This window comes from Meiothermus sp. (assembly GCF_037443965.1).
Taxonomy (GTDB): Bacteria; Deinococcota; Deinococci; order Deinococcales; family Thermaceae; genus Meiothermus.
In genome coordinates, this window is record NZ_JBBINI010000031.1 from 18,022 (window position 1) to 42,292 (window position 24,271).

Here is a 24,271-nt window from a genome sequence, read left to right on the forward strand (position 1 = left end):
ACTCCTACTCCCTTCGGTCCGCTTGAACCCTTCACCTTTGATTACACCCAAAGGTGAAGGGTTCAAGCGGAACCGGTATGAAATAACCTTTATCTTCGGATAAGTCCTAATCTACTGACCTGAAGGATTCTACCTACTTCCCCTCGTCGCGTTTACGTTTCATGTAACCTTCAATGTTTCGCTGGCGCTCACGAGCAATGGCCAGAGCATCTTCGGGCACATCCTGGTTGATGCCGCTACCCCCAGCCACAAACGAACCATCGGCCAGGGTTACAGGCGCAATCAGGACGCTGTTGGAACCCACAAAAACCCGCTTCCCTATGGTAGTTTTGTGTTTGCGCTGACCGTCGTAGTTGGCGGTAATGACCCCCGCTCCGATGTTGGACTCCTCACCCACCTCGGCATCGCCCAGGTAGGCCAGGTGCCCGGCTTTGGCTTTTTTGCCGAGGTGGGCGTTTTTGAGCTCTACGAAATTGCCCACGTGGGCCCCTTCCTCTAGATAGGCCTTGGGGCGAAGTCGAGCAAAGGGCCCGGCATCGGCCCCGGTGGAAACGTAGGCTTCCTCGCACACCGTGTGCGACCGGATAATGCCCCCAGCCTCTACCGTGGTATCCCGCAGTACTGCATAGGCCCCAACCTCCACCCCGTCGCCCAACCGGGTTTGACCGCGCAAAATCACCCCCGGCCACAGCGTCACGTCGGGAGCCAGTTCAACAGTGGGCTCGAGGTAGATGGTCTCCGGTTGAATCATGCGCACCCCTTGGGTCATCCAGTGGTCGCGCAAGCGCTGGAGCAAAACCCGCTCCACCTCGGCCAGTTGGGCTCTGGAGTTGACCCCCAGAAGCTCACCGGTATCCTTGGACTCCATAGAGGCCACTTTCTGCCCTGCTTCGTGGTAGATTCGAATCAGGTCGGGCAGGTAGTACTCCCCTGCCGCGTTGTGGTTGTCTACCTGTTTAAGCTTTTCCCACAAGCTTCCATCAAAGCAGTACACGCCGGGGTTGATTTCCTTGATGGCGCGCTGCTCTGGGGTCGCGTCCTTGTGCTCGACATTGGCCAGAATGTTGCCACTCTCATCTCTCAAGATGCGCCCGTAGCCGGTGGGATCATCCAATTTCATGGTCAGCATCGCCATTCCGGCTGCCTGCTCGTGCAGCGCATTGACCAGCCCCACCAGCGTTTCCTTGCGGGTCAGGGGGGTATCTCCCTGGGTCACCACAATGGGGCCCTGGAAATCTTTCAGGATGGGCCGGGCCTGGGCCAGCGCATGGGCAGTGCCCAGTTGTTGCTCCTGAACCACAAAACTTAGGTTCGGGTAGCCCTCAAAAGTCTGGCGTACCTGTTCAGCCCCATGACCCACCACCACCACTACCCTATCGGCACCGCTGGCAAAAGCGGTATCTATGCAATAACCCACCAGGGGCTTTCCCAGCAAGGGGTGCAGAACCTTGGGCAGTTTGGATTTCATGCGGGTTCCAAGGCCCGCCGCTAAAACAACCACCGCGTGTGCCATAAGCACCTCGATTTTATAGCCAAACCGCCACAATCACCGTTTACGAACAAGTTCCTCTGAATGCCATCGCGCACGATAGACTGGCTCTAACGCTTATTTTTCTTGGGCCTGGCAGGAGCAGGTTTGGGAGCAGGGGTTTGCGTAACCGGAGCAACCGGAGGGTTTTCCCTCGAGCCTTTCCAGCGCATCAACAATACGATGGCCACAATAATTAGCGGGATCGAGACAATCTGGGTTGCGGTAAAAAGTCCAATACCGGCTTGTTCGTTCAGATAAACCTTGACCCACAGCGGATTGAGCCGGAAGGTCTCCTCGAAAACCGAGCGCAGCACGCTATACCACAACACAAACTGCCAGAAGACATAGCCATAAGCCCGGTTCTGTCGCAACCAGAAAATGGCCAGCAGCAGCAAAACCACCCCGATCAAAACCCCGTAGAGCTGGGTGAAGTGCACGGGGCCGCGCACAATGGCTTCAGGGGCACAGCGGGCCACCTCGCTGATATCGTTGATGCCAGGGCAAACACCGGGAAAGCCGCTGGCCGAAGCAGGCCAGGTAAAACCGATGGGCCAGTTGGTCAGGCGTCCCACGGTGTCGGATCCGTTCATGATGTTGCCCAGGCGGCCTGCGGCAATTCCGATTGCAATCCCCGGTACCACCGCATCCAGATAGGCCCAGACCGGAATTTTGTTGCGGTAGTAGTGATAAACAAAGGGAATTAACCCCCCAATAATGGCCCCGTGAAAGGAAAGCCCACCCTGCCAGATGTAAAAAGCAGAGGCGGGATTGGCACTGAAGTCACCTGGGCTGGTCAGCACATAGCCCACCCTGGCCCCAACCACGCCCCAGATAACCGCCCAGAAGGCAATTTGCTCGAAGCGGTCGGGGTCGTGACCCCAGCTTTTGAGGATACGCTTGGCAATTTCGAAAGAAGCAAATATCGCCAGCACCAGAAACAACCCATACCAACGTATTTGCAACGAACCGATTTCGATCAGGATTGGATCCATCTCCGCCTCCAGCTATGAAGATAACTTTTTGAATAGGCGCTCGAGGGTAAACTTGCCCTCGAGCAGCACCTTGCCACCTCTGAGCAACACCGGAACCCGAAAAGTATAGGCTTTTTTCAGGTTCTCATCCGCATCTACATCCTGTAAAACATACGCGATACCCTGCGCCGCCAGCATGGCCTCGGCCTCCTCGCAAAGGTGGCAGCCTTTTCTACTTATCAGCACATAGTCCATCTGGAGTCCAAGTATAGCCCCTACCGGTAAAACTGTGGCTGTTTATCGCGGTCGGAGCCGGGACGAGGCTTGCCGTGGGGTGCTCAGAAAATTGCCCGGATTACCAGAACGCCCATCACCAGGTGAATCAAGAACTTCCCAGCCAAGCCGCCCAGCAAACCCAGCACCGCTCCCCAGGCTCCGCGCAACGCATTCTCGGCAGAGCGACCGGCTACCAGTTCACCCACGTAGGCTCCAACCCATGGCATCAGAAACAAACCCAGCGGCGGCAGGACAAAAATGCCCAGAATACCGCCGATGAAGGCACCCCATACCCCCTGGCGACTACCGCCGAAGTGTCGGGCCCCCAAAGCCCCTGCGATGTTATCCACCAACGAGGATAGAACCGTCAGCACTGCCAAGCCAATCCAGACAGACAGGGAAAGCTCGCTGAACCCCACCAACACTTCGTGCAGTAAAGCCACCCCGACGATGATGAACCCAGCCGGCACCACCGGGATAAAGGTCGCAAAAAGCGCCACCACCCACACCACCACGAAAAGCCAGTCGGCAAAGGCATTCACGTGCCAGAGTGTAGCAGCCCATGATGAGAAGCGAAAACCGCTAACCCACTACGGTTTTCGCTGTTTTTGCCGCCAGACAAAAACCAAGCGCCCTACCACTAAAGCCTTCGACCTTAAGACTCGGTGAGAAAAACCCTATTCAATAACCCGACCGACCTTAGACTGTTGAAATATATGGGTGCCAGACTTCGCCGATACTTTCTTACGGGCCTGCTATCCACGCTACCGATAGCCGTGACCGTGTACGTATTGGTTTGGGTCTACAACTGGTCGAACAATATCATCGGCGGCATCTTGCGTGCAATAGATGCCGAGCCCTCGAGATGGTTGTTGCCCTTTTTGCCCATTCTGGGAATAGTGGCAACCCTCGGACTCGTTGCGCTGGTAGGCGCCCTGGCAGGCAACTATGTGGGCCGCCTGATTTTTGGAGCTATTGATCGCAGCATCAAGACGATCCCCCTGGTGCGCGAGGTATATAACGCAGTGCAGCAAATATCGCACACCTTGCTGGGTCAGCCAGAGGTGCAGTTTCAGCGAGCTGCCCTGATTGAGTATCCCCGCAAAGGTCTGTATATCCTCTGCTTTATAGCCAGCCCCCAGGTAGGGCGGAAACTATCGCCGTTGCCGGAAGGCTACACGGTGGTGCTGGTTCCCACCAGCCCGGTACCCGCCTCCGGGATGGCCATCATCGTTTCTACCGCAGATGTGATCCCACTAGACATCAGCATCGAGGATGCCCTCAAATACGTGGTTTCAGCGGGATTTATTCTGCCCGACGGAAAAGTCAAACAACTAACCGGGGTCAGCTCCATTGCGCCGAATTCCTGACGTCAACGCAAACCGCGTGACTCCCCTGGTTTTTCACCAAACTGTTCCTGGGCTTGCTCTAGGTACTGCAATAAGGTCGTCAGATCGGGGAAATGCAGGGTCTCTCCCCCATCAGCAGGTTTGACCGATGCTTTGAGGGTGCCATCCGGCCCTTGCCACATCCGAACAATGAGTGTCACCGCCTTTTGGCGCATGACTCCCCCTTTCATGGCTTCAACATAGCGGGTCGGGCGTTATATTTGCGTTACTACTGAAATAGAGAGGAGGTGCAGGGAGCACTCAATTCATGTGAGAAAGAGCATGAGGTAGAAGTAGAGGAAGGAGAACAGCATAAGTAGAGGTTCTTTTTTCCCCTGCTGGCAGTTATTCTCTTGTTCCCCTGCTCTCATACTGGATTCCCCGGTCATCTGTCCCCCCAAGACAGCGCTAGCATGGGCGCATGGAAACGATTTCACGTACCGGTAAGGCCCTAGGACGTAGCGAAGTTGAAAAGGTCTATCAGAGCAAGTTGGCTGACCTCGAGCTTGCGGCCGGGATGATCAAGAGCAACACAAGAATCTATGTCTCGGGCAACGCCGCCACCCCCACGCCCTTGCTGGAAGCCTTGGCTGCGCGCAAAGACGAGCTGGAGAACGTCGAGCTGGTTCACGTGCTTCAGCTTGGTTCAGACCCCTTTCTGGCTCCTGAAATGGAAGGCCATTTTCGCCGCCGCTCGCTGTTTGTGGGCCCCGCCGACCGGGAAGCCGTGAACAGCGGACGCGCCGACTACGTGCCCATCTCACTGCATCAAGTCCCCTGGCTGTTCAAGCGTGGGGTGTTGCCCCTGGACTATGCCCTGGTACAGGTTTCCCCGCCCGACGAGTTTGGTTTTGTGAGCCTGGGCGTGGAAATTATCGCTACAAAAGCCGCAGTGGAGAACGCCCGGAGGGTCATCGCACTAGTAAACCCCCGGATGCCGCGTACCCTGGGGGATACCTTCGTCCACGTTTCCAAGTTTGCCGCCTTTGTCGAGGTGGACTTCCCACTACCGGTACTGGCTCGAGACCGCTTTGGCGAGGTTGAAGGCAAAATCGGCCAGTACGTGGCAGACCTTATAGACGATGGTTGCACCTTGCAGATGGGAATTGGGGCCATTCCAGACGCGGTGCTGGCCAACCTAACCGGACGGCAAGACCTGGGAATCCACACCGAAATGATTTCCGATGGGGTGATGGAAGCCCTCGAGAAGGGGATCGTAACCGGGCAACGCAAGAGTCTGCTTCCCGGCAAGGTGGTAGGAACCTTTGTGTTGGGCTCCGAGCGGCTGTACCGCTTTGTGCACAACAACCCCTTGTTCGAAATGCGGCCCGCCGACTGGGTCAACAACCCCTTCAATGTGGCCCGCAACGACAACATGATCGCCATAAACTCGGCCCTCGAGGTAGATATCACCGGACAGGTATGTGCCGACTCGATTGGCACCAGAATCTACTCCGGCTTCGGCGGGCAGCTCGACTTCATTCGGGGCGCTGCAGCCAGCAATGGCGGCAAGCCCATCATTGCCCTGCCTAGTAGCGGCAAAAATGGCACACTGAGCCGCATCGTTCCCTTACTGAAAACCGGGGCAGGGGTGGTGACCACCCGGGCCGATGTGCATTACGTTGTGACCGAGTATGGTGTGGCCGAACTCTTTGGAAAGAGCCTACGCGAACGTGCCCAAGCCTTAATCGGTATTGCTCACCCCAACTTCCGTGAAGAACTCAGCAAAGCCTCTTTCGAGCGAGGGTTTTTGCCCAAAGGCTATCCAGGTTTTTCCTCATTTAGCTAGATTTGGCAGGGCCAATCGCTGGTCTTAGGTCGGCGCACGAGGCCCTGAACCGCCAAGGCGGTTGGCCAATTCGCACAGCAATAGTGGATTGCTACGCGGAACCATCTCAGTTTTCAAACGAACTGCACAGCAGTATCTTGAAAAATCACAGGCCGTCGCCTCGCAGCCTCGGGAGCAGGAAGATTTTTGCGGTCACTGCCCTCCAGCATTTCCCCACGAGCTTGCTTCAAGGGCATGCCTCGAGTACTCCGTACCGGGCTTTTCAACTTAATCTGATGGGCCTAATGCCGAAAGTGTCTCAATTAGGATTGTGAACTACCAAAGATTCGTCGAAACCCAGCGCCTGGTACATCTGGTCAATACTACGAGAGATATCGGTTGTGGTCTTCTCAACCTGGTCAATATATTGCGGTACCAGGGGATCATCCTGGCTCACATCATCACAGAAGATCTGCCAAAATTTCCGTACACTCGCCAACCCTTCGCTCAGCTTGGGCTCTCGACTGACCCACGACTTGAAAGCAGGATGGGATTCGACTCTGCATAAACGAAAGCTTTCTGCCTCAATCTGCACCAGCAAATTTTGAACGCGCACTTGAATAGACATATCTTATGCTAGCCGATTTTGCGGCATGGATAGCGTGAACTGGGGCGTAAACTGGTGTGGCAACCCTTCAACGCAACCACCGATTTCGTGAGGGACGATTCATAGGCGGCCAGCGCAACCCGCATGGCCTGAAAACCATCGTTCCAGGTCACACTGGGCGGGCGCTTCTCCCGGATGCTGGAAACAAACTCCTCCAGCATGGCCTGGTTGGGGTCGGGGCCAAAGCCCACCCAGCTTGGGTTTCGTGAAGCACCGCTTGAATAGAGGGTCAGATAGTGGGCAAAGGAATCCATCACGTCCGTACCGGTCTCCCCTATTATCTCCATTTTCAGGTGACCCCAGCGGGGATACCGGGTGGGACGACTTCAACTGCAATCAATGCTGGCTTGCATTCTGTTGGAAAGGCTTAGCAGTAACAGGCCAGCCGTGTCAACAGGCGCATCACCCCCAGCTTGCCAATCTGCCCTTTGACCACCAGCTCGCGGCTCAAGCGATACTGGGGGAAGAAACGCACGACCATCGCCACAAAGAAGCGCACCCCTGCTTGATCACAGGCCGCTATCATCTCGAGTCCATCCTGCACACTCAGAGCAATCGGCTTCTCGCAGACCACATGCCGCTTGGCAAAGGCGGCCTGCACGACCATTTCCTTGTGCAGGTGATACGCATTTCGGTAGTATCGTTCACTTCGGCAAGCCTAAACGATACTTCCGAAATGCTTTTCTACTTCCTTCGGTCGGCTTGAATCCTTCACCTCCGACTGCGGCGGGCGGTGAAGGATTCAAGCGGAAACGGTATGAGTAGGCACGCAGATGTCTACGATATCCACGTCGCGCAGCAGTTCTGGGTAATAAGGCTAGGCGGGTGGCTTGCTCGAGGCTCGCTGAGCTACAACCCATCAGCTCGGCACCCGCGGTACGCCAACCCGCCGCATGTACCTCCGCCATCACGCCACTTCCCACAATCCCTACCCGCATACATCCTCCATCGTTCGTGAACAAATACCCTCGAGCTCTTTTCTAATCTTCACAAATGTGTACCAAGGCATATTTATATTTGAGGACACCGGTTCATTCGCTTTATGGGAAACGTCAAAATCTCTGTGCAGGAAAGAAATCCTTATCCATCATCAGTACCATTGGGCAAAGCGTCCCCTTGACAAACTGCCAGACCCTCGTCCATATACTTAGCCGTATGCCGGATTCGACCTTGATTGTAGTGGAATCACCCGCTAAGGCCAAAAGCATTCAGAAAATGCTAGGGGCTGGGTATGAGGTGCGGGCCAGCAGGGGCCATGTTGCCGACCTACCCGAGCGTGATCTTGGGGTGGATATCGAAGCAGACTTCGCACCGCAGTATGAAGTTAAGAAGGATAAGCAGCCTGTGGTAGATGACCTCAAGAAAGCGGCCCGGGGTAAGCGGGTGCTGATCGCCACCGACCCCGACCGCGAAGGCGAGGCCATTGGCTGGCATGTAGCCAGGTTGCTGGACCTCAACCCGCAAAATGCATTGCGGGTGGAGTTCCACGAGATTACCCCCAAGGTGGTTCGGGCTGCGGTGCAACAGCCTCGCCCCATAGACCAGAGCCTGGTAGACGCTCAGCAGGCCCGGCGGGTGTTGGATCGTCTAGTAGGCTACCAGCTTTCGCCGGTGCTCAGCATGGAGTTCCGGCGCAGGGCGCTATCGGCAGGACGGGTACAGTCGGTAGCACTACGGCTGTTGGTTGAGCGCGAGCAGCAAATAGAAGTATTTGTGCCACAGGAGTACTGGACGATTGAGGGGCAGTTTGAGTCTGAGGGCCATAAGTTCAAAGCCATGCTCTACAGCGTGGGCCAAGAACGGCTCCAGACCGGCAACCAGTATCTCATCACCGACGAGCATCAGGCCAGGGAGATCGCCCGCCAGGCCCAGGCTACTCAGGGCTACCGTATCCAGAGCATCGAGCAGCGGGAGCGCCGTCGCAACGCTGCCGCCCCCTTCATCACCTCCACCCTGCAGCAGGCGGCCAGCAGCCGCCTGGGCTGGACGGCCAGCCGCACCATGCGGGTTGCCCAAAAGCTTTACGAGGGTGTGGATCTGCCGGAAGGCACGGTGGGGTTGATTACCTACATGCGCACCGACTCAACACGGGTCTCACAGGAAGCCCTAACCGAGGTGCGGCAGTTCATCCCCAGCCATTTCGGGCCGGAGTACCTGCCTGCCAAGCCCAACTTCTACTCAGGAAAAAAGGCTGCCAACGCACAGGACGCCCACGAAGCCATCCGCCCTACCTCGGTTTCCCGAACCCCCGATGCCGTCCGGAGGTACCTCTCGGACGAGGAGTTCAAGCTCTATCAGCTTATTTGGCAACGCTTTGTGGCCTCCCAGATGACCCCCGCCATCTTCGACCAGACGACCGTCGGTATCGCCGGTGGAGCGTTTTTATTCAGGGCGATGGGGTCTGTGCTGAAGTTTGATGGGTTCTTGCGGGTGTATGGGCGTGAGGAGGGTGACGACGCCGAAAACCTGCTGCCGCCCTTGCGGGAAAACGCGGCTGCAACGCTGCTGGACCTAAAACCCGAACAACACTTCACCGAACCACCACCCCGTTACACCGATGCCAGCCTGGTCAAGGCGCTGGAAGAGATGGGCATTGGGCGGCCCTCGACCTATGCGCCCACCATTGATACGCTCGAGCGCCGCAGCTACCTCGAGCGTTCGGGTAAATCACTCAAACCTACCCCGCTGGGCCGCGAGGTGACGGGCTACCTGGTAAAGAGTTTTCCCGACGTGGTGGCCTACGACTTCACCGCCCAGCTCGAGACCCGCCTCGACGACATCGAGGAGGGCAAGGCCCAGTGGCCCAAGGTGGTGCGGGAGTTTTACGAGCCTTTTCTCCAGGATTATGCCAAGGTTCCGCAGAAACTCTGCCCCAAGTGTGGGCGCCCCTTGGAGCTGAGGGTCTCGAGGTTTGGGCAGTTTTTGGGATGCACCGGCTATCCCGAGTGCAAGTACACCGAGCGGCTGGAGCTAAAGAAAGAACCCGAAGCCATCGGCGAAACCTGCCCTTCGTGCCACCAGGGGCAGTTGGTGCGCCGCCATGGCCGCTACGGGACTTTTATTAGCTGCAACCGTTACCCGGAGTGCAAATATACCCGCGACGAAGCTCCTTCTACCGGCATCGAATGCCCCAAATGCCATGCGGGTGAGGTCGTACAAAAAACCAGCAAGCGGGGCAAGCCCTACTACCGCTGCAACAACCCGACCTGTGACTTCCTGGTATTCGATCCGCTGGTGCAGGAAAAGTGCCCCATTTGCGGCTGGAACGATATGGCCAAGGGCCGCTCGGGCAAGCGAGCCTGCTCCAACCCCAGTTGCGAACGCTACGGCGGCCCCGACCTGCAAGCCCTGAACGAACGCCGGGCAAAAGGCAGCACAAAAACCAGAGGCAAGGGTAGCAGCAAGCCTACCGAACCCTCGGCCACCTGGGCCAACCTCGAGCCCCTTCTCGCAAAGGTGGGCCTGACCGCCGAGCAGGCCGAAGTGGCACGGCGCACCCAGGGACAGCAAAAAGCTGTGGCCGAGGTCGCCCAGGCCCTGGGCAAACCTGAGGACGAGGTCCTAAAGCTCTTCCGCCAGGCCATGTTCAAGCTGCGCATGGAGTATGGAAAAAGTAAATCGGACAAAGGCCAGGGTCGAGGGGCTAGGGGGAAAACCAAGCGCCCAGCTAAAAAAGCGAAATCCAGCGAACCCAGTGCAACCTGGGCCGACCTCGAGCGCTTGATCGGGCGGGCGGGCATCTCCGATGAACAAGCGCTCGTGGCCCGCTACAGCAAAGGACAACAAAGAGCCATCCCGGAAGTTGCCAAGGCCCTGGGTAAATCTGAGGAAGACACCCTTAAGCTTTTCCGTCAGGCCATGTTCAAGCTGCGCATGGAGTATGGCAAAGCCCGTAAGGAAGTTGTGGCCTGAGGCAGCCCGAACCCTCCAAGCTCACATGAAACTTCACTTGGTGCGGCTGGCTAAACGCCAAGGGGAAGCCCGTTTCCCTGGCATCGAAGGGTTTCGCTCGTACCTGCTGACCCAGCCGGAGCAGGTTGGCGAGGCCCGCCTCTATCTGCTGCTCGAGGGTGAGGTGGTAATTGACTTACCCGACAAGAGCTACATTCACCTGCGCAAAGGTGAGGCGGCCCACCTCGAGGAGCCCCACCTGATCTCCCCCATTAACCCCAGCGTGATTGCCGTCTGGAAACTGCCATAGGAGTTTCCAAGCTTTCTGCTTGGAGCCTTTTCATACCGTTTCCGCTTGAATCCTTCACCGTTGGACGCAGTCGGAGGTGAAGGATTCAAGCCGACCGAAGGGAGTAGAAAAGCATTTCGGAAGTATCGTTTAGGCTTGTCAAAGTGAACGATACTACCGAAATGCGTATCGTATGGAATATCGGCAAACCCCCCAGGGAATACCGCATCCCTCCATCCCGTGAAGGCATGGTACGCTCTCCGCAGATGTCAGTAAACAGAAACCGCAATTCTCCGTGCAGCTCGAGGTTTCACTGTAAGGTGAACCTGAAGCGACTCGCGTGGGAAACTGTCCCCATGAAGCAATTAATCTTGGAACGGTAAAGCTTCTGGCTCAAAGCTTTTGGCCCGCAGCCGATCCCATGGAAGCTCGTCGAGGGGGTAGTATTTGTCAGCTTGTTGAGCCAAACGATACGACGAAAGCACCTGGAAGGTGGTGTTCTCGGCCTGTTTACCCATGTCTTGAATGACCTTGAGCACCTCGGCAAAATCGCCATCGCCCGAAACCAATACTGCCACATCGTAGGCATCGGCGTAGGCCAGCTTGAGCATATCAATGGCGATCTGTATATCTACGCCTTTTTCCACGAAACCATCGCCCCGGCGCTCTAAACGTCCCAAACGCACCATCACATAGGGCACCCGCTTCAGATAGTTGAGAAAACTCTGGTGGGCTTTGGCAGCCGGGTCTTCGTTGGGCAAGGGGGCATTGTAGTAGTAGGCCCGCAACAGCGAACGCCCTGCCGCAAGCGCAGAGACGAAATTGATAAAGTCCAGCCGATAGTCGGTTCCAAGGGTTGAAACCAGCCCTTTATAAAGGTTGCTTCCATCAATAAATACCGCCACACGATCCATGGTTGCAGATATGATAGTGGGCTGTCAGAACCAACAAAGTATCGCCCAGCCATTTTCTGATTGTTCTTAAGATCCCAAACCGAACCAATACTATCCAGCAGTGAACCTCCACGCATGTTCTGCTCGATGTTATCTATACTTTGGCACACTCAAATAGAAACCTTCAGCCTGGGAGTTTGTTTCCGCCCACAAGCCCATGACGGCACAATATGCAGATTGCAGTGCAGACCCAACAAGCGTTTTTGAGCAGGCTTCAAATGGGTTGCCTAAACTCCTGCAAAATCCCCAGGACTTCATCCACATCGGCCTGGGTATGTTCGGCCGAGATCTGGAAGCGAATTGAGTCTTCGCCCCTGGGAACCACCGGATACATAATTGCCGTAGCCAGAACCCCCCGTTCACGCAAAAAGCCAACCAGGCGGTTGGTTAGGGCCCCATCCCGCAAAAGCAGGGGCACCACCGGATGTGCGCCTGGAAAGGACTCATACCCCAGCGAAAGCAGGCCCTGGCGAAAGCGTTGGGTCATGGCGTGGAGGTGGCGGAGACGCTCTTGACCCTCTGCACTATCCAGCAGTTCCAGCGAAGCCAAGGCTGCCGCCGCCTCGCCGGGCGTGATGGGGTTGGAGTAGATGTACATAGGAGAGGTTTCCCGCAGATAAGCCACTAAATCTGCCGAACCCACCATATAGCCCCCGTTCACCCCAAAGGCTTTTCCCAGCGTGCCAACCAGAATGTCGGCCTGGGCAGCGGTGTATTCCTCGGTTCCCCGGCCACTGGGGCCAAAAGCACCCACCCCGTGCGAGTCATCCACAACCAGAATGGCATTTTCGGCAAACTGGCTATCGTATCGTTGGACAATCTGTGAGATTTCCGCCAGCGGCGCGTGTGAACCGCGCATACTGAACACCCCATCGCTCAGAACCAAAACCCGCTTAGCGCCCAGGGAAACAGCTTTTTGCAGGGCTTGTTCCAAGCCTTGTAGATCGAGGTGCTTGTACACCATTTTCTCTAAAGGCCGGGCCAGGCGAATCGCATTTATGATGCAGTTGTGGTTGAGTTCATCGCTGATGAGCACGGTTTTGTCGCTGGTGAGGGGCACCACCACACTGAGCACGGTGGCGTAGGCCGAGGAGAAGATCATGGCCGCCTCACGCCGATGAAAATGCGCCAGACGCCGCTCCAAATCCACATGGGATTTATAAGTGCCGCTGATAAACCGCACCGCGCCCGGCCCCACCCCAAAGCGCGCTATGGCTGCTTGCACGGCTTCCTTGAGGGCCGGATGCCCCGACAGACCCAGGTAGCTGTTGGAGTTCATGCGAATAAAGGGCTTGTCACCCTGGCCTTCCAGCAGATAGCGCGGCCCCTTGGTCCCTTGGGAAGACAATACCCCCACCACCACGGCTTCCTGCCCCTTGCGGCGGCCTTCTTGCTCGAGGGTTTCTACTTGCTGGCGCAAAACTGGTGTTAGACGACTCAACGGCATTTCAAGCCTCCTTCGGCACAGCGCGCCCGGAAAGCTTTTCCAGCATATCCGCCGTCATGCTGGCCAGGTCAAACTGCGGCCTCCAGCCCCATTCGGCTCGAGCGGCACTGTCGTCAAGCCGGTGGGGCCAGGACTCGGCTATGGCCTGGCGAACCGGGTCTATCGCGTAGTACATCTTGAAATCGGGTCGGTGCTTCTGGATCTCGGCGGCCAGTTCAGAAGGAGTGCAGCTAAACGCAGCAATGTTGAAGGCGTTGCGGTGAAGGAGCCGCTTTGGGTCGGCCTGCATCAGCTCGAGGGTAGCCCGTATGGCATCGGGCATGTACATCATGGGCAAGCGGGTATCCGGCCCCAGGAAGCAGGTGTACTGTCCGTATTTTAGGGCCTGGTGAAAAATCTCCACCGCATAGTCGGTGGTGCCCCCGCCCGGAGGTGCGGTGTAGGAAATCAAGCCGGGGTAGCGCAAACCCCGCACGTCGAGACCAAAGCGCGGGGCATAGTAGTCACACAGCAGCTCACCCGCCACCTTGGTTACACCGTAGAGGGTATTGGGACGCTGGATGGTGTCCTGGGGGGTGGGATCGTGGGGGGTGCTGGGGCCGAAAGCGGCGATGGAGCTGGGCACAAAAACCTGGCAACGGGCCCGCCGCGCTACCTCCAGAACGTTGTGGAGCCCTTCCATATTGACCCGCCAGGCCAGCTCGGGCTGGGCTTCGGCCCGGGCCGAAAGGATGGCCGCGAGGTGGTAGATGGCATCCAGGGGATAGCGCTCGAGTAAGGCCTGTAAAGCCGCTCGATCGGTGCAGTCCAGGCGCTCGAAAGGCCCCTCGAGCGCAGGGTGATTGGGCGCGAAAGGTCGTATGTCGGTTGCAATCACCCGCTCTGCCCCAAAAGCTGCCCGTAGCGCGGGAACCAACTCCGAACCCACCTGCCCCAAGGCACCCGTTACCAGAACCCATTTCATATGCCTTTATCGTATGCCAGAGCCCAGGGACTTCTCTCCTGACCTGCCCCCGAAGCACACCTTGGTTTGTTTGTTACCGCAACAGCCCTCATCGCCAAGGGACATCGTCTTCCGCAATTCTGGACTATTCTCAGGAGTTTGAACTCACCTCAGGATTTAAACCCTGGCCACTCGCGCACTACGGGTTTTGGTGAATCACGCCTCCCTCGCCATGCACATGGCCGTGGGCGATTTCGTCTTTATCGGCCGGGCGCACCGTGTGGATGGTCAGACGGTATTCCAGGGTCTTCCCCGCCCACTTGGGGTTAGCGTCCAGTGTCACGCTGTCGCCGGCAATCTCCACCACCCGGTATAGCAAAGGCTCTCCGTCCGAGCCCTCCGCGGTAAAAGCGCCCCCCAGTCGGGGTTCTTCGGGTAGCTCCTGGCGCTGTACCACCACCCGCTTGGCCGGGTCATAAGGGCCATAAGCGCTTTCGGGCGGGAGGCTCACAAGGTAGTCACCTGGTTTTTTACCCATCAACAGGGCCTCGAGCCCCGCCGGTAGATGGGGGGCATGGTGGGTCAGGATGGTGATGGGGTGACCCTCGGGGCTACGGTCTACAAGCGCCCCGTCTATATGCAGGGTGTATTCGAACTTGATAACCCAGTATTCTCGAATCTTCATCAATACACCTATTGATAACACATTATCATCTTGAAACCTCAAAAAATGTAAAGCCTGTTCGTCTACCTGGTATTGCTTGAAGTATTGTAGGGGGCATGACCCCGTTTCAAAAGCGCATCCCGGTCAGTGTGATCGGAGGGTTTTTGGGCGCCGGCAAGACCACCCTGGTCAATCACCTGGTGGCGAGCGGAGCCCATCGGTTTGGCATTATCGTCAACGAGTTCGGCGAAACCGGCATAGATGGCTCACTGATTGAAAACGTGGACACCGACGGCATCGCCGAGCTATCCAACGGCTGCTTGTGCTGTGTGGGGCGCGAGGACCTGGTCTCGGCCCTGTTCAAGATCATCTCGCGCAAGGATAAGCCCGATTATGTCCTGATCGAGCTTTCGGGCCTGGCCGACCCGGTGCCGGTGGCCCAGACCGTGATGGACCCCTTTGCTCGCACCAAGTTCGAGCTGGACGGCATTATCGGGGTGGCCGATGCCCGTAACCTCGAGCAAACCCTGCGCGACGGCCCCGAAGGCGCGGTGCAGCTCGCCTATGCCAGCACGGTGGTGCTCAACAAAACCGACCTGGCCCGCCCAGAGCAGGTAGACCAGGCCGAGGCTTTGATTCGCAAAATCAACCCCCTGGCCCAGATTTTCCGCACCGCACAGTCCAGGGTAAACCCCCAGGACCTGCTCCATCTTCGCGCATTCGACCTGGACTGGCGGCCCCAGCACTACCAGCACCTGCACATGCCCAACGTCCAGAGTTTTACCCTCAGCGCCGAGGGTCTGCTCGAGCGCCCCAAGGTCAACGAGTTCATTGACCAGTACCTGATCTCCCGGCCCGACGCGGTTTTCCGGGCCAAGGGTTTTCTGAGCGTTAAGGGCTTCGACAGGCAGGTGCTGTTCCAGTCGGTGCGGGAGATTTTTAGCCTCGAGCTCTCCCAGGAGCCGCTGCAAGCCCGCTCGAGGCTGGTGGTGATTGGCCGGGGCCTCAACCAGTTCGAGTACGAGGAGGCCTTCCGGGCCCTGAAGGCCCGTCTGTAACTTCGTTCCTATGCGGGAAGCCGGCCAGGAGTATGCTTGAAGGGTATGAGCGCCGCCTTCGAGGTGGAACAACTGGGGCTCGTCCCCTACGCCCAAGCCTGGGAATACCAAAAAAAAGTGCACGCCGAGGTGGTGGCGGGGCTGCGCCGGCCCACCCTGCTGCTGTTGGAGCACCCCCGCACCATCACCCTGGGCCGGGCCGCCAAACCCGAGAATCTGCTCTTGAGCGAGGCCCAGTACCGGGCCCAGGGCATCGAGCTCTTTAGCATCGAGCGGGGCGGCGACGTCACCTACCACGGCCCCGGCCAGTTGGTGGGCTACCCCATCTTTCCGGTGGGGCGGCAGGTGCGGGGGTTTTTACGGCAGCTCGAGGCCGTGATTATGGCGGTAGCCAAAACCTACGGCATCGAGACCTACGCCACGCCGGGCTACGCCGGGGTCTGGGTGCGCAGGGCTGCGCCCGTGGCCGGCTGGCCCGACCTGGAAGAAAAGCTCTGTGCGTTCGGGGTGGCGGTCAAGCAGGACGTAGCCCTGCACGGCTTTGCCCTGAACGTTAACACCAACCTGGACGACTTCAACCTGATTGTGCCCTGCGGCCTCAAGGACAAGGGCGTGACCTCGCTTCAGAAAATCCTGGGCCACGCGGTTAGCATGGACGGGGTGATGGAACGGGTGGTGCAGGCTTTTGAGCAGCAGTTCCCGACCTTCGACCAAGCCCCTCTACCCTCCAAGGAACTGGCATGAGCAAATTCAAAACCGTTCAACTCGAGGACTTCCAGCACGGCGGCCTGATCGAGCTCAAAGTCATCCCGGGCGGCATCGCCCAGGAGCGCCCCGAGCCGGTGGATCGCAACAAACCTTCCTGGCTGCGGGCCACCGTGCCCACCGGCCCCAACTACCAGCGCCTCAAAGAGATGACCAAGCGGCTGCGCCTGAGCACGGTCTGCCAGGAGGCCCTATGCCCCAACATCGGCGAGTGCTGGGGCCACGGCACCATGACCATCATGGTGCTGGGCAGCGTGTGCACCCGGGCCTGTAAGTTCTGCGCGGTGGACACCGGCAACCCCAGGGGCTGGGTAGACCCCCTGGAGCCCCTGCACGTGGCCCAGGCCGTGGCCGAGATGGGCCTCAAGTACGTGGTGCTGACCTCGGTAGACCGCGACGACCTCCCCGACGGCGGGGCCGCCCACTTCGCCGAGGTGGTGCGGCAGATTAAGCGGCTCGACCCCTCGGTCAAGGTTGAGACCCTCACCCCCGACTTCCAGGGCAACCTGGCGGATGTGGAGACCGTTTTGCGGGGCGGCCAGGAGGTGTTCGCCAACAATCTCGAGACCGTCCGCCGCCTGACCCCCCGGGTGCGCGACCCCCGCGCCGGCTACGATCAGACCTTGAGGGTGCTCGAGCACGCCAAAAAGGTGCGTCCCGAGGTGCTCACCAAGTCCAGCCTGATGCTGGGCCTGGGCGAAACCGACGAGGAAATCCGCCAGGCCATGCGCGACCTGCGGGCCGTAGGGGTGGATATCGTGACCTTCGGGCAGTACCTGCGCCCCACCCAGCACCACCTGCCGGTCGAGCGCTACGTGACCCCGGCGGAGTTCGCCATGTACCGCGACTGGGGCCTCGAGGAAGGCTTTATGGAGGTGTTCAGCGGCCCCCTGGTGCGCAGCTCCTACCGGGCCGAAAAGGTCTTTTTCGAGGCCACCCAGGCCGAGTAGCCGCCTATGGCACGCCCTGACCGCCGCATAAGCCGAACCCTGGCCTGGGGCGATGCTTTGTGCATCGTGCTGTTTGCCGCAATTGGTCTGCAAGCCCACGGTGAGCCCCTCAGCCTGGCCGGAATCATCCGAAACGCCCTGCCCATCCTGCTGGTCTGGTGGCTGGTTTCGCCCTTTTTACGCACCTACACCCGGCCTGGCTGGCAGAACCTGCTCTACACCTGGGCCATTGCGGTGAGCGCCGGGGTCTGGCTGCGCTTTATGGTGCTGCAAAAGCCGTTCGACCTGGGCTACCTGATCTTCTGGGCAGTTGCGCTGGGGGCCACCCTGGTATTGCTGCTGGCCTGGCGGGGGCTGGCGCTGGTGTGGGTGCGTCAACTGCGCAGCAAACCCTGACCACGCTACACTGGGGTCATGCGAGTCAACATTGCGGGCACCTCGCCCTACGAGCCGGTGGTGGGTTATAGCCGGGCGATTCGGGTCGGGTCGTACATTCATGTAGCCGGAACCACCGCCACCGATGCCAGCGGACAACTGGTTGGGTTGGACAACCCCTACACCCAGACTGTGCAGATTTTGCGCAACATCGAAGCTGCCCTCAAAAAGGCTGGTGCCAGCCTCGAGCACGTGGTTCGCACCCGCATTTATGTGGTCAATATCGAGCGCGACTGGAAAGAGGTAGGCCGGGCCCATGGGGAGTTCTTTGCCCACATCCGCCCGGCCTCAACCATGCTCGAGGTCAGCCGGCTGGTCGAACCCGGGATGCTGGTGGAGATTGAGGCTGATGCAATTGTGTCCTAAAGGAATGGCAGACAGTGGCCTTTACCGCTAGGGGTGTGTACCGCTTGTATAGTGTGGATTATGCGCCTCGTTTCCATCAACCTGGGCCGCCCGGAGCCCCTACAAATCGGCCCCCGCCCCACCACCACCGGCATCTACAAAAACCCGGTTGAAGCCGCTCAAATTTCCACTTTGGGGCTGTTGGGCGACCACGTGGCCGACCAGGAGCACCACGGCGGCCCCGACCAGGCGGTGTATGTCTACAGCGCCCAGGATTACGACTGGTGGATGGAACAGTTGGGCGAGGCGCTGCTGCCCGGCACATTTGGCGAAAACCTGACCTTTTCAAGCTTCGGCGACGAGCCCGTGCGCATTGGCGACCGTTTTAGGGTGGGTGAGGTTCTGCTCGAGGTCACCGCCCCCCGCATCCCCTGCTCGACCCTGGCCGCCCGCATGAACGATCTGGAGTTTGTAAAGAAGTTCCGCCAGGCCGCGCGGCCTGGCTTCTATGCCAGGGTGCTGGAGGCAGGTCAGGTACAGCAGGGCGACCCCATTCACAAAATTTCAGCTCAAATGGCCTTCCCCACCCTAGCCGATGTATTCCATCTCTGGTACGACAAAACCCCCGAAGCCGCCCGGCTTCGCTGGATCCTCACGGCCCCCCTAGCCGAGCGAGCCAGGGGGGTCTATGCGGAGCGCCTTCAATCACTCGAACCGCTTTGATCCATCAGCAAGCCTCGAGGCAGCCAACTGGTTTCTTGCCCACAGGTTCACGTAACCGGGCGCGCATCTTGATCCAACTGCCGTTTCCCTTGGAACACAACCTCAAGGAACTTAATCCAGCACTAATACCGCACTTATGTAGCGCCTAGACAAGCTCTTTCATTACTTCCAAAACTCTGTAATCAACAAGAAAAACGCATCTACCTGGGTTCAAAGCGTCACCTAACGTTACGCCAGGAAGTCACAAACTTAACGGCTTAATTTACCGTTAATTACGCAGTATATTAAGTGCGTCCAAATAGCAAGTGTTCAGGGGAGGTGGTACACACCTAAATCCAAACAATTCCGCTCTAATAACCTGAAGCTTCACTGACGAAAAGCCAGGAGGTTCCATGCTAAACAGGGCTTTATGGGTAGGTTTGTTGGGGAGTGTGGCCTTGGTCGGCTGTAGCAATCAGCCCTCCAATGCGTTTCAGCTTAAAAGTAGCCTTGCGGAGGTGACCGAAGAAGGGAGCATCCAGCTCTTGGCAGGGGTAGGGGGTCAGGTCAGCAAGGTAGAGTTCTTTGAAGGCAGCCGCAAAATTGGTGAAGATCTCACCGCGCCTTTTATTCAGGAAGTAAACCTCACCGTGGACCACAACGGCGAGTTGGCTTTCACCGCCCGCGCCACCATGAACAATGGCAGCATACAAAGTAGCAGCACCCAAGTGCGGGTCAATATCTCTCACGTCAAGGGCAGGGTCTACCAGACTGCCCGCTCTGGGGGTAATACCCTAGCGGGAGCCACCGTCATCTTGAATTTTGGCCAGGTCAAGGCCAGAGCCACCACTAGGGTAGATGGCTCCTTCAAGATTCCGGTCAAGGGCAGGCCCTGGGGCTTCGATATCCTGGTGCTGCCACCGCCTGGCAACATGGGCCTGCGCGCACTCGGCTACGATAGCGTGCCCCTTTCGGCTTATGTATCCAACCTGGGCGCTTCACGCGAACTCAACATCTACCTGCCGGGGGGCCCGCAGGCTCTCAACCCCGTGGCCCCGCCGCGCTTTGGATGCATTACTGGGCGGCTGGTAGATACCGATGGCAGCACCCCGGTGGTGGGTACCCCGCTTCCAGGGGGCAGCGCCCCCAACCGCACCTCCCCCACGGCCTGTAATGGCTCACGCCCCTCTGGCTTAAGCCTAGCTGCGGTGCCTTTGCGCCTAGGCGAGACGGGCCTGTTAACCTATCGCGGTACCCAAGGGGTCATCAGCGGAGCGGGTGGGAATTTCCTGATGCCGGTCATCAGCAGCTTCAACTCTTTTGCCACCGAAGGCTTTGTGTGGGCGGGTGACTATAACGGCATCAGTCCGGATGGCAACGAAATCTATTGGAGTAAGTTTGCCTACATTCCCCAGGTTAAGACCTTCATCAACAGCGGTCAGATCACCAACCTCGCCGATCCCATACAGCTACAGAACTTCGACCCTGCCAGCAATCCCAACGTAGCAACCATCCCTTTTAGCCACGACACTTCAGCGCTTGCGGCGGGTGGTTTCGACTTCAGCGCCAGCGGCAATGCTCTCTCGCTGACCGAGGTTTCCTTTGAACCCTCGGTGACCGGTGGCAGCATCACCCTGGGTACCTATTTCGACTTTAGTGCGGGGCCCCGCAATCTGCGGGTCTACAAAATTCCTGCTGGCAAACAAGGCCAGACCCTGGCCACCGAAAGCCAGGCGCTCAAGTTTGATGCTGCTGGTAATCTAGCCGCCTTTTCGGTGGTGTATCGCTGGTTCAATGGCACCAACCTATCTGCTAACAAAGCCGATTTCATGGCGGTGCCGGTACTGCAAACGCCGTCCAACGGGGCCACCGACGTTAGCCGCAATCCCCGCCTATCGTGGAAAGCCGTAGACCGTCCGGCAGTCTATACAGTCACCCTCTACGACGGCGACACCGGCGCACCGGTTCTTACCACCTATACCCCCGAGACCTTCCTAAACATTTACCAAATCAAGCTCGAGCCAAACAAGGTTTACTTCTGGGATGTAGCCGCCGACGAGAGTGCGCAGATGATTGACTTTATCTCGGTAGACCCCGATGCCCAATTGGCTGCTCGCTATGTTGACCTCGACACCCTCAACGCTTTGCGCAACACCCGCTACCAGAGCAACAGGGTCAATAGCTGGCGGGGTCGGGTAGCAGAGGCTTTCTTAAATAGCGCGGGGTATGTCCCACAGACCGGCTGGTCGCCCGGTTCTACTTGGTTGGTGCAGTTGCTCGAGCGGGGTTACCGCTTCTCCGGCAGCGAGACTTTTGCCTTCCAGACCGGTAACTAAGGGGGTGATGAGGATGAAAAAAATGGTTTTGTTGAGCATCGCCGCAATCCTTCTCGCCGCCTGTGGCAGTAACCGCCAAAGCCAGCCCTCCCAAGGGCAGCCCGACCTGACCGTTATTGGGGGTAGCCAGGCCGTGGCTGGGGAAATCTTGGTCAAGTACCGTGGGGGCGTTTCGATGAGTTCAGCCACGGCACTCTCGGGTAGCCAGTGGGTGGAGAGCACCGGCAGCGACGACTGGGGCACCCTGGCCCGGATCAGCGTTCCCAAAGGCCAGGAACAACGCTTTATCGAGCAGTACAGTGCCCAAACCGGGGTCGAGTACGCCGAGCCCAACTTCTGGATTCCCAACGATCGCCAGAACGTGCAGGTAAACCGAGTATCAGGGCCCTCGGCGCAGCTTAGCTCGACCGATCCCTACCTTACCCAGGTGCCGCCAGGTGATGCTTTTGCCACGGCGGGGGCGCATAACCCTACAGGGCTCCGGATCAGCGGTGTGGTGCAGGCCAGCATTCGCGTTGGCACTACCGATCTACCCGTCGTGGCTCAGGTCTCCTCGAGCGGTGCAACCATCAGCGTGGCGGTAGCCCTCAGCCCCGACCTGAACCTCATCGGGCAGGGCACTTTGCAAAGCAATGGCAGCTACACCGGCCCTTTCACCCTCAAACCCACAGCCCTGGGCAGCAATCCTTGCGATGCCACCTGCTCGACGGGCACCTGGACAGCCACCCTCACCAGCGTTAGCCAAAACACCAGCCTGGTAGATGCCAGCGGCACCCAGACCCGTACCTTCGACTTTGTCGGCACCGTAGCCACCGGGCCTGCGGTGGGCACTCCGCTGGCAACCACCCTGGCCGGGCCGCTTCCGCTGACCATCGTGCTGAGGGGGGTCTTTACCTACAACAACGTGCCCTGGCTTTGGGGTATCCACCGCATCGGCGCCCCGTCCGTCTGGGCCAGCGGCGTGACCGGCCAGGGTGTGCTGGTGGGGGTTATAGACGATGGCGCCGACCTCACCCACCCCGACCTAGCCCCCAACCTGTGGCGTAACCCCAACCCCAACAGCCGGGTCTGCCCTGGCTTACACGGCTACGACTTTGCCAACGAAGATGCCGATCCCACCGACACCAACGGCCACGGCACCCACACCGCCGGAACCGTGGCAGCGGCAGCCAATAACATCGGCGTAGTGGGTGTGGCCCCCGAGGCCAAGCTTCTAATCGTGAAGGGGCTAACTTACTTTGGTGGAACGGCCTACATGCTGACCAGGGCCCTCAAATATGTGGCGGACTGCGGGGCCAAGGTCTCCAACAACTCCTGGGGCGGCTCCCAAAAGAGCAAAGCCTTCGAGGATGTGCTTAAGTATGGAACCGCCAAGGGACACGTCTACGTCTTCTCGGCGGGCAACTCCTTCGACGCCGGCAACCCACCCTCCGACCCGGTACGCAACAGCACCACCATCGCGGGTGTAATTGGCGTGGGGGCCATGAGCGCCAACAACCTGCGTACGGCTTTCTCCAGCAGCGGCCCCTACGTGACGGTAATTGCCCCCGGCAACGCCATTCTTTCCACCATTCCCCAAGAGCAGGGCAACCCCGGCGATCCCTACGGCTTCTTGCAGGGTACCTCGATGGCGTCGCCCCACGTAACCGGGGTGGTGGCGCTGATGTTTAGCGCCAAACCCAGCCTGACCCCGTTGCAGGTGCGGGTGGCCCTCGAGCAGACCGCCAACGCTACCCTCACCGCTCAGCTGGCAAAGCCGGACTACTCGGCAGCCATTCCGGGGCAGTTTGGCTACGGCCTGGTGGATGCAAAAGCCGCAGTGGACTATGTGCTGGCAAACTACTAGCTAAATCCCGAGCTTAATCTCTCCCCCAGCGGCCCCTCAGTCGCTGGGGTTATGCTTTGAGCCATGCGTTGTTTGATGGTTTTGTTATTGACCAGCATGGCTCTGGCCCAGCCAGCCCCCGTCCCCCCCCCTCGCCAACCGGAGGAGCCCAGGGGAGCCGGAATGACCATTGAGGTACAGGTCCAGATACACAACAAGCCCGCCGAGGGGCTCATCCTATCCTTGGGTCGCCGCAGCCCGGGCCGTCAGCTGCCGGCCTACATCCGGCCCATCCGACGGGTGAGCGACGCCAGGGGGGTCGTGCTTTGGTCGGATGTCCCGAACGGGTACTGGATCGTCAACCTGCGCGACCCCAAGACCGGGTTTGCCCTTTCGCTACCAGTTCAGCGTGAATACCTCAATCAGCCCATCCAGATTGGGCCATACACCCTCCAGCTTTTCATAGCCTTGCCTTGAGGTAGGCTTCCAGTCGTTCCTATGTCTAGATGACATTCCTACAACCATGGCTCAAAGGTTTGACAGTTTCACCCACGGGTAGGGTATACCGAAGCAACCCCCTCTACGCTGTTTAGCGTTGAGCCGGCGTTGATACCGTTTCCGCTTGAATCCTTCACCGTAGGACGCAGTCAGAGGTGAAGGATTCAAGCCGACCGAAGGGAGTAGAAAAGCATTTCGGTAGTATCGTTTAGGCTTGTCAAAGTGAACGATACTACCGAAATGCGTATGAGAAGGTTTTAGCCTTACCAAGCCTGTCTTCCGAAACCCGGCCTCAACCAATAATACCGTTTCCGCTTGAACCCTTCACCTTTGGGGTGTAATCAAAGGTGAAGGTTCAAGCCGACCGAAGGGAGTAGGAGTGCATTCCGGCAGTATCGTTTAGGCTTTCAAAGTGAACGATACTGCCGGAATGCATATAATCCCTTCGTGTGCTACCTGCAGTCTACCCTTCCACCCCCGCCATCCTGAGCAGAAGACGGCTGCGGATGAGGTTGTGCACCAGCAGAATCAGGTTCACCCGCGCCAGGAAACCTGCAAACGACCGGGCC

25 protein-coding genes are annotated in these 24,271 nt (G+C 58.4%); 13 read left to right on the top strand and 12 right to left on the bottom strand.

Annotated elements, in window-relative coordinates; genetic code table 11:
- Positions 1–133: 133 nt before the first annotated feature.
- The 4 genes from glmU to WKI89_RS14385 form a co-directional block, all read right to left on the bottom strand.
- Positions 134–1,513: a bifunctional UDP-N-acetylglucosamine diphosphorylase/glucosamine-1-phosphate N-acetyltransferase GlmU gene (gene glmU / locus WKI89_RS14370; RefSeq protein ID WP_337870752.1), complete on the bottom strand. Its 1,380-nt coding sequence runs from the start codon at positions 1,511–1,513 to the stop codon at positions 134–136.
- Between the two features lie 86 nt (positions 1,514–1,599).
- Positions 1,600–2,523, bottom strand: coding sequence for a prolipoprotein diacylglyceryl transferase (lgt, locus tag WKI89_RS14375; RefSeq protein WP_337870754.1), 924 nt, complete (start codon positions 2,521–2,523; stop codon positions 1,600–1,602).
- A gap of 12 nt (positions 2,524–2,535) precedes the next feature.
- On the bottom strand, positions 2,536–2,757 hold the full coding sequence (locus WKI89_RS14380) for a glutaredoxin family protein (RefSeq protein WP_337870756.1): 222 nt from the start codon (positions 2,755–2,757) through the stop codon (positions 2,536–2,538).
- 83 nt (positions 2,758–2,840) lie between these two features.
- Positions 2,841–3,320: a DUF456 domain-containing protein gene (locus WKI89_RS14385; RefSeq protein WP_337870759.1), complete on the bottom strand. Its 480-nt coding sequence runs from the start codon at positions 3,318–3,320 to the stop codon at positions 2,841–2,843.
- 174 nt (positions 3,321–3,494) lie between these two features.
- Between WKI89_RS14385 and WKI89_RS14390 the strand changes: the two genes are divergently transcribed.
- Positions 3,495–4,148: a DUF502 domain-containing protein gene (locus tag WKI89_RS14390; RefSeq protein WP_337870762.1), complete on the top strand. Its 654-nt coding sequence runs from the start codon at positions 3,495–3,497 to the stop codon at positions 4,146–4,148.
- Positions 4,149–4,150: 2 nt separating this feature from the next.
- Here the strand turns inward: WKI89_RS14390 and WKI89_RS14395 are convergent, their stop codons facing one another.
- Positions 4,151–4,342, bottom strand: coding sequence for a hypothetical protein (locus tag WKI89_RS14395; protein WP_337870764.1), 192 nt, complete (start codon positions 4,340–4,342; stop codon positions 4,151–4,153).
- A gap of 245 nt (positions 4,343–4,587) precedes the next feature.
- Between WKI89_RS14395 and WKI89_RS14400 the strand changes: the two genes are divergently transcribed.
- The gene (locus tag WKI89_RS14400; protein ID WP_337870765.1) at positions 4,588–5,955 is read left to right on the top strand and encodes an acetyl-CoA hydrolase/transferase C-terminal domain-containing protein; all 1,368 of its coding nucleotides are present in this window, start codon (positions 4,588–4,590) and stop codon (positions 5,953–5,955) included.
- Positions 5,956–6,253: 298 nt separating this feature from the next.
- Here WKI89_RS14400 and WKI89_RS14405 read toward each other — a convergent pair whose 3' ends face one another.
- From WKI89_RS14405 to WKI89_RS14415, 3 genes are all read right to left on the bottom strand, one after another.
- A complete protein-coding gene (locus WKI89_RS14405) occupies positions 6,254–6,562 on the bottom strand; it encodes a hypothetical protein (RefSeq protein ID WP_337870767.1) in 309 nt (102 codons plus the stop codon).
- An 8-nt stretch (positions 6,563–6,570) separates the two neighbouring features.
- The gene (locus WKI89_RS14410; RefSeq protein WP_337870770.1) at positions 6,571–6,888 is read right to left on the bottom strand and encodes a Gfo/Idh/MocA family oxidoreductase; all 318 of its coding nucleotides are present in this window, start codon (positions 6,886–6,888) and stop codon (positions 6,571–6,573) included.
- 80 nt (positions 6,889–6,968) lie between these two features.
- On the bottom strand, positions 6,969–7,208 hold the full coding sequence (locus tag WKI89_RS14415; protein WP_337870772.1) for a Gfo/Idh/MocA family oxidoreductase: 240 nt from the start codon (positions 7,206–7,208) through the stop codon (positions 6,969–6,971).
- A gap of 548 nt (positions 7,209–7,756) precedes the next feature.
- Between WKI89_RS14415 and topA the strand changes: the two genes are divergently transcribed.
- A complete protein-coding gene (gene topA, locus WKI89_RS14420; RefSeq protein ID WP_337870773.1) occupies positions 7,757–10,513 on the top strand; it encodes a type I DNA topoisomerase in 2,757 nt (918 codons plus the stop codon).
- Between the two features lie 25 nt (positions 10,514–10,538).
- Positions 10,539–10,802: a hypothetical protein gene (locus WKI89_RS14425; RefSeq protein ID WP_337870775.1), complete on the top strand. Its 264-nt coding sequence runs from the start codon at positions 10,539–10,541 to the stop codon at positions 10,800–10,802.
- A gap of 344 nt (positions 10,803–11,146) precedes the next feature.
- On the opposite strand, the gene WKI89_RS14430 is transcribed toward WKI89_RS14425, so the two are convergent.
- The 4 genes from WKI89_RS14430 to WKI89_RS14445 all read right to left on the bottom strand — a co-directional run bounded on the left by WKI89_RS14430 (position 11,147) and on the right by WKI89_RS14445 (position 14,809).
- Positions 11,147–11,695 carry an NYN domain-containing protein gene (locus WKI89_RS14430; protein WP_337870776.1) on the bottom strand — a complete coding sequence of 183 codons (549 nt, stop codon included), beginning with the start codon at positions 11,693–11,695 and terminating at the stop codon, positions 11,147–11,149.
- Between the two features lie 253 nt (positions 11,696–11,948).
- The gene (locus WKI89_RS14435) at positions 11,949–13,181 is read right to left on the bottom strand and encodes a pyridoxal phosphate-dependent aminotransferase family protein (RefSeq protein WP_337870779.1); all 1,233 of its coding nucleotides are present in this window, start codon (positions 13,179–13,181) and stop codon (positions 11,949–11,951) included.
- A gap of 1 nt (position 13,182) precedes the next feature.
- Positions 13,183–14,145 (bottom strand): L-threonine 3-dehydrogenase, encoded by a 963-nt coding sequence (locus tag WKI89_RS14440; protein ID WP_337870780.1) that lies wholly within the window; start codon positions 14,143–14,145, stop codon positions 13,183–13,185.
- Positions 14,146–14,323: 178 nt separating this feature from the next.
- Positions 14,324–14,809 carry a peptidylprolyl isomerase gene (locus WKI89_RS14445; protein WP_337870782.1) on the bottom strand — a complete coding sequence of 162 codons (486 nt, stop codon included), beginning with the start codon at positions 14,807–14,809 and terminating at the stop codon, positions 14,324–14,326.
- 95 nt (positions 14,810–14,904) lie between these two features.
- Here WKI89_RS14445 and WKI89_RS14450 point away from each other — a divergent pair, with 95 nt between their 5' ends.
- The 9 genes from WKI89_RS14450 (at position 14,905) to WKI89_RS14490 (ending at position 23,681) form a co-directional block, all read left to right on the top strand.
- Positions 14,905–15,846: a GTP-binding protein gene (locus WKI89_RS14450; RefSeq protein WP_337870784.1), complete on the top strand. Its 942-nt coding sequence runs from the start codon at positions 14,905–14,907 to the stop codon at positions 15,844–15,846.
- Positions 15,847–15,891: 45 nt separating this feature from the next.
- Positions 15,892–16,590: a lipoyl(octanoyl) transferase LipB gene (gene lipB, locus WKI89_RS14455; protein ID WP_337870786.1), complete on the top strand. Its 699-nt coding sequence runs from the start codon at positions 15,892–15,894 to the stop codon at positions 16,588–16,590.
- Positions 16,587–17,561, top strand: coding sequence for a lipoyl synthase (lipA, locus tag WKI89_RS14460; RefSeq protein ID WP_337870788.1), 975 nt, complete (start codon positions 16,587–16,589; stop codon positions 17,559–17,561). Before lipB ends, lipA begins: the two co-directional genes overlap by 4 nt.
- 6 nt (positions 17,562–17,567) lie before the next feature.
- The gene (locus WKI89_RS14465) at positions 17,568–17,957 is read left to right on the top strand and encodes a DUF3054 domain-containing protein (protein WP_337870790.1); all 390 of its coding nucleotides are present in this window, start codon (positions 17,568–17,570) and stop codon (positions 17,955–17,957) included.
- A gap of 18 nt (positions 17,958–17,975) precedes the next feature.
- The gene (locus WKI89_RS14470) at positions 17,976–18,362 is read left to right on the top strand and encodes a RidA family protein (RefSeq protein ID WP_337870792.1); all 387 of its coding nucleotides are present in this window, start codon (positions 17,976–17,978) and stop codon (positions 18,360–18,362) included.
- A gap of 60 nt (positions 18,363–18,422) precedes the next feature.
- Positions 18,423–19,064: an MOSC domain-containing protein gene (locus WKI89_RS14475; protein WP_337870793.1), complete on the top strand. Its 642-nt coding sequence runs from the start codon at positions 18,423–18,425 to the stop codon at positions 19,062–19,064.
- Between the two features lie 497 nt (positions 19,065–19,561).
- Positions 19,562–21,379 (top strand): hypothetical protein, encoded by a 1,818-nt coding sequence (locus WKI89_RS14480; RefSeq protein WP_337870795.1) that lies wholly within the window; start codon positions 19,562–19,564, stop codon positions 21,377–21,379.
- A gap of 13 nt (positions 21,380–21,392) precedes the next feature.
- Positions 21,393–23,225, top strand: a complete 1,833-nt coding sequence (locus tag WKI89_RS14485; RefSeq protein WP_337870797.1) for a S8 family serine peptidase — start codon at positions 21,393–21,395, stop codon at positions 23,223–23,225.
- A gap of 63 nt (positions 23,226–23,288) precedes the next feature.
- Positions 23,289–23,681 carry a hypothetical protein gene (locus tag WKI89_RS14490; protein WP_337870799.1) on the top strand — a complete coding sequence of 131 codons (393 nt, stop codon included), beginning with the start codon at positions 23,289–23,291 and terminating at the stop codon, positions 23,679–23,681.
- Positions 23,682–24,271: the final 590 nt, after the last annotated feature.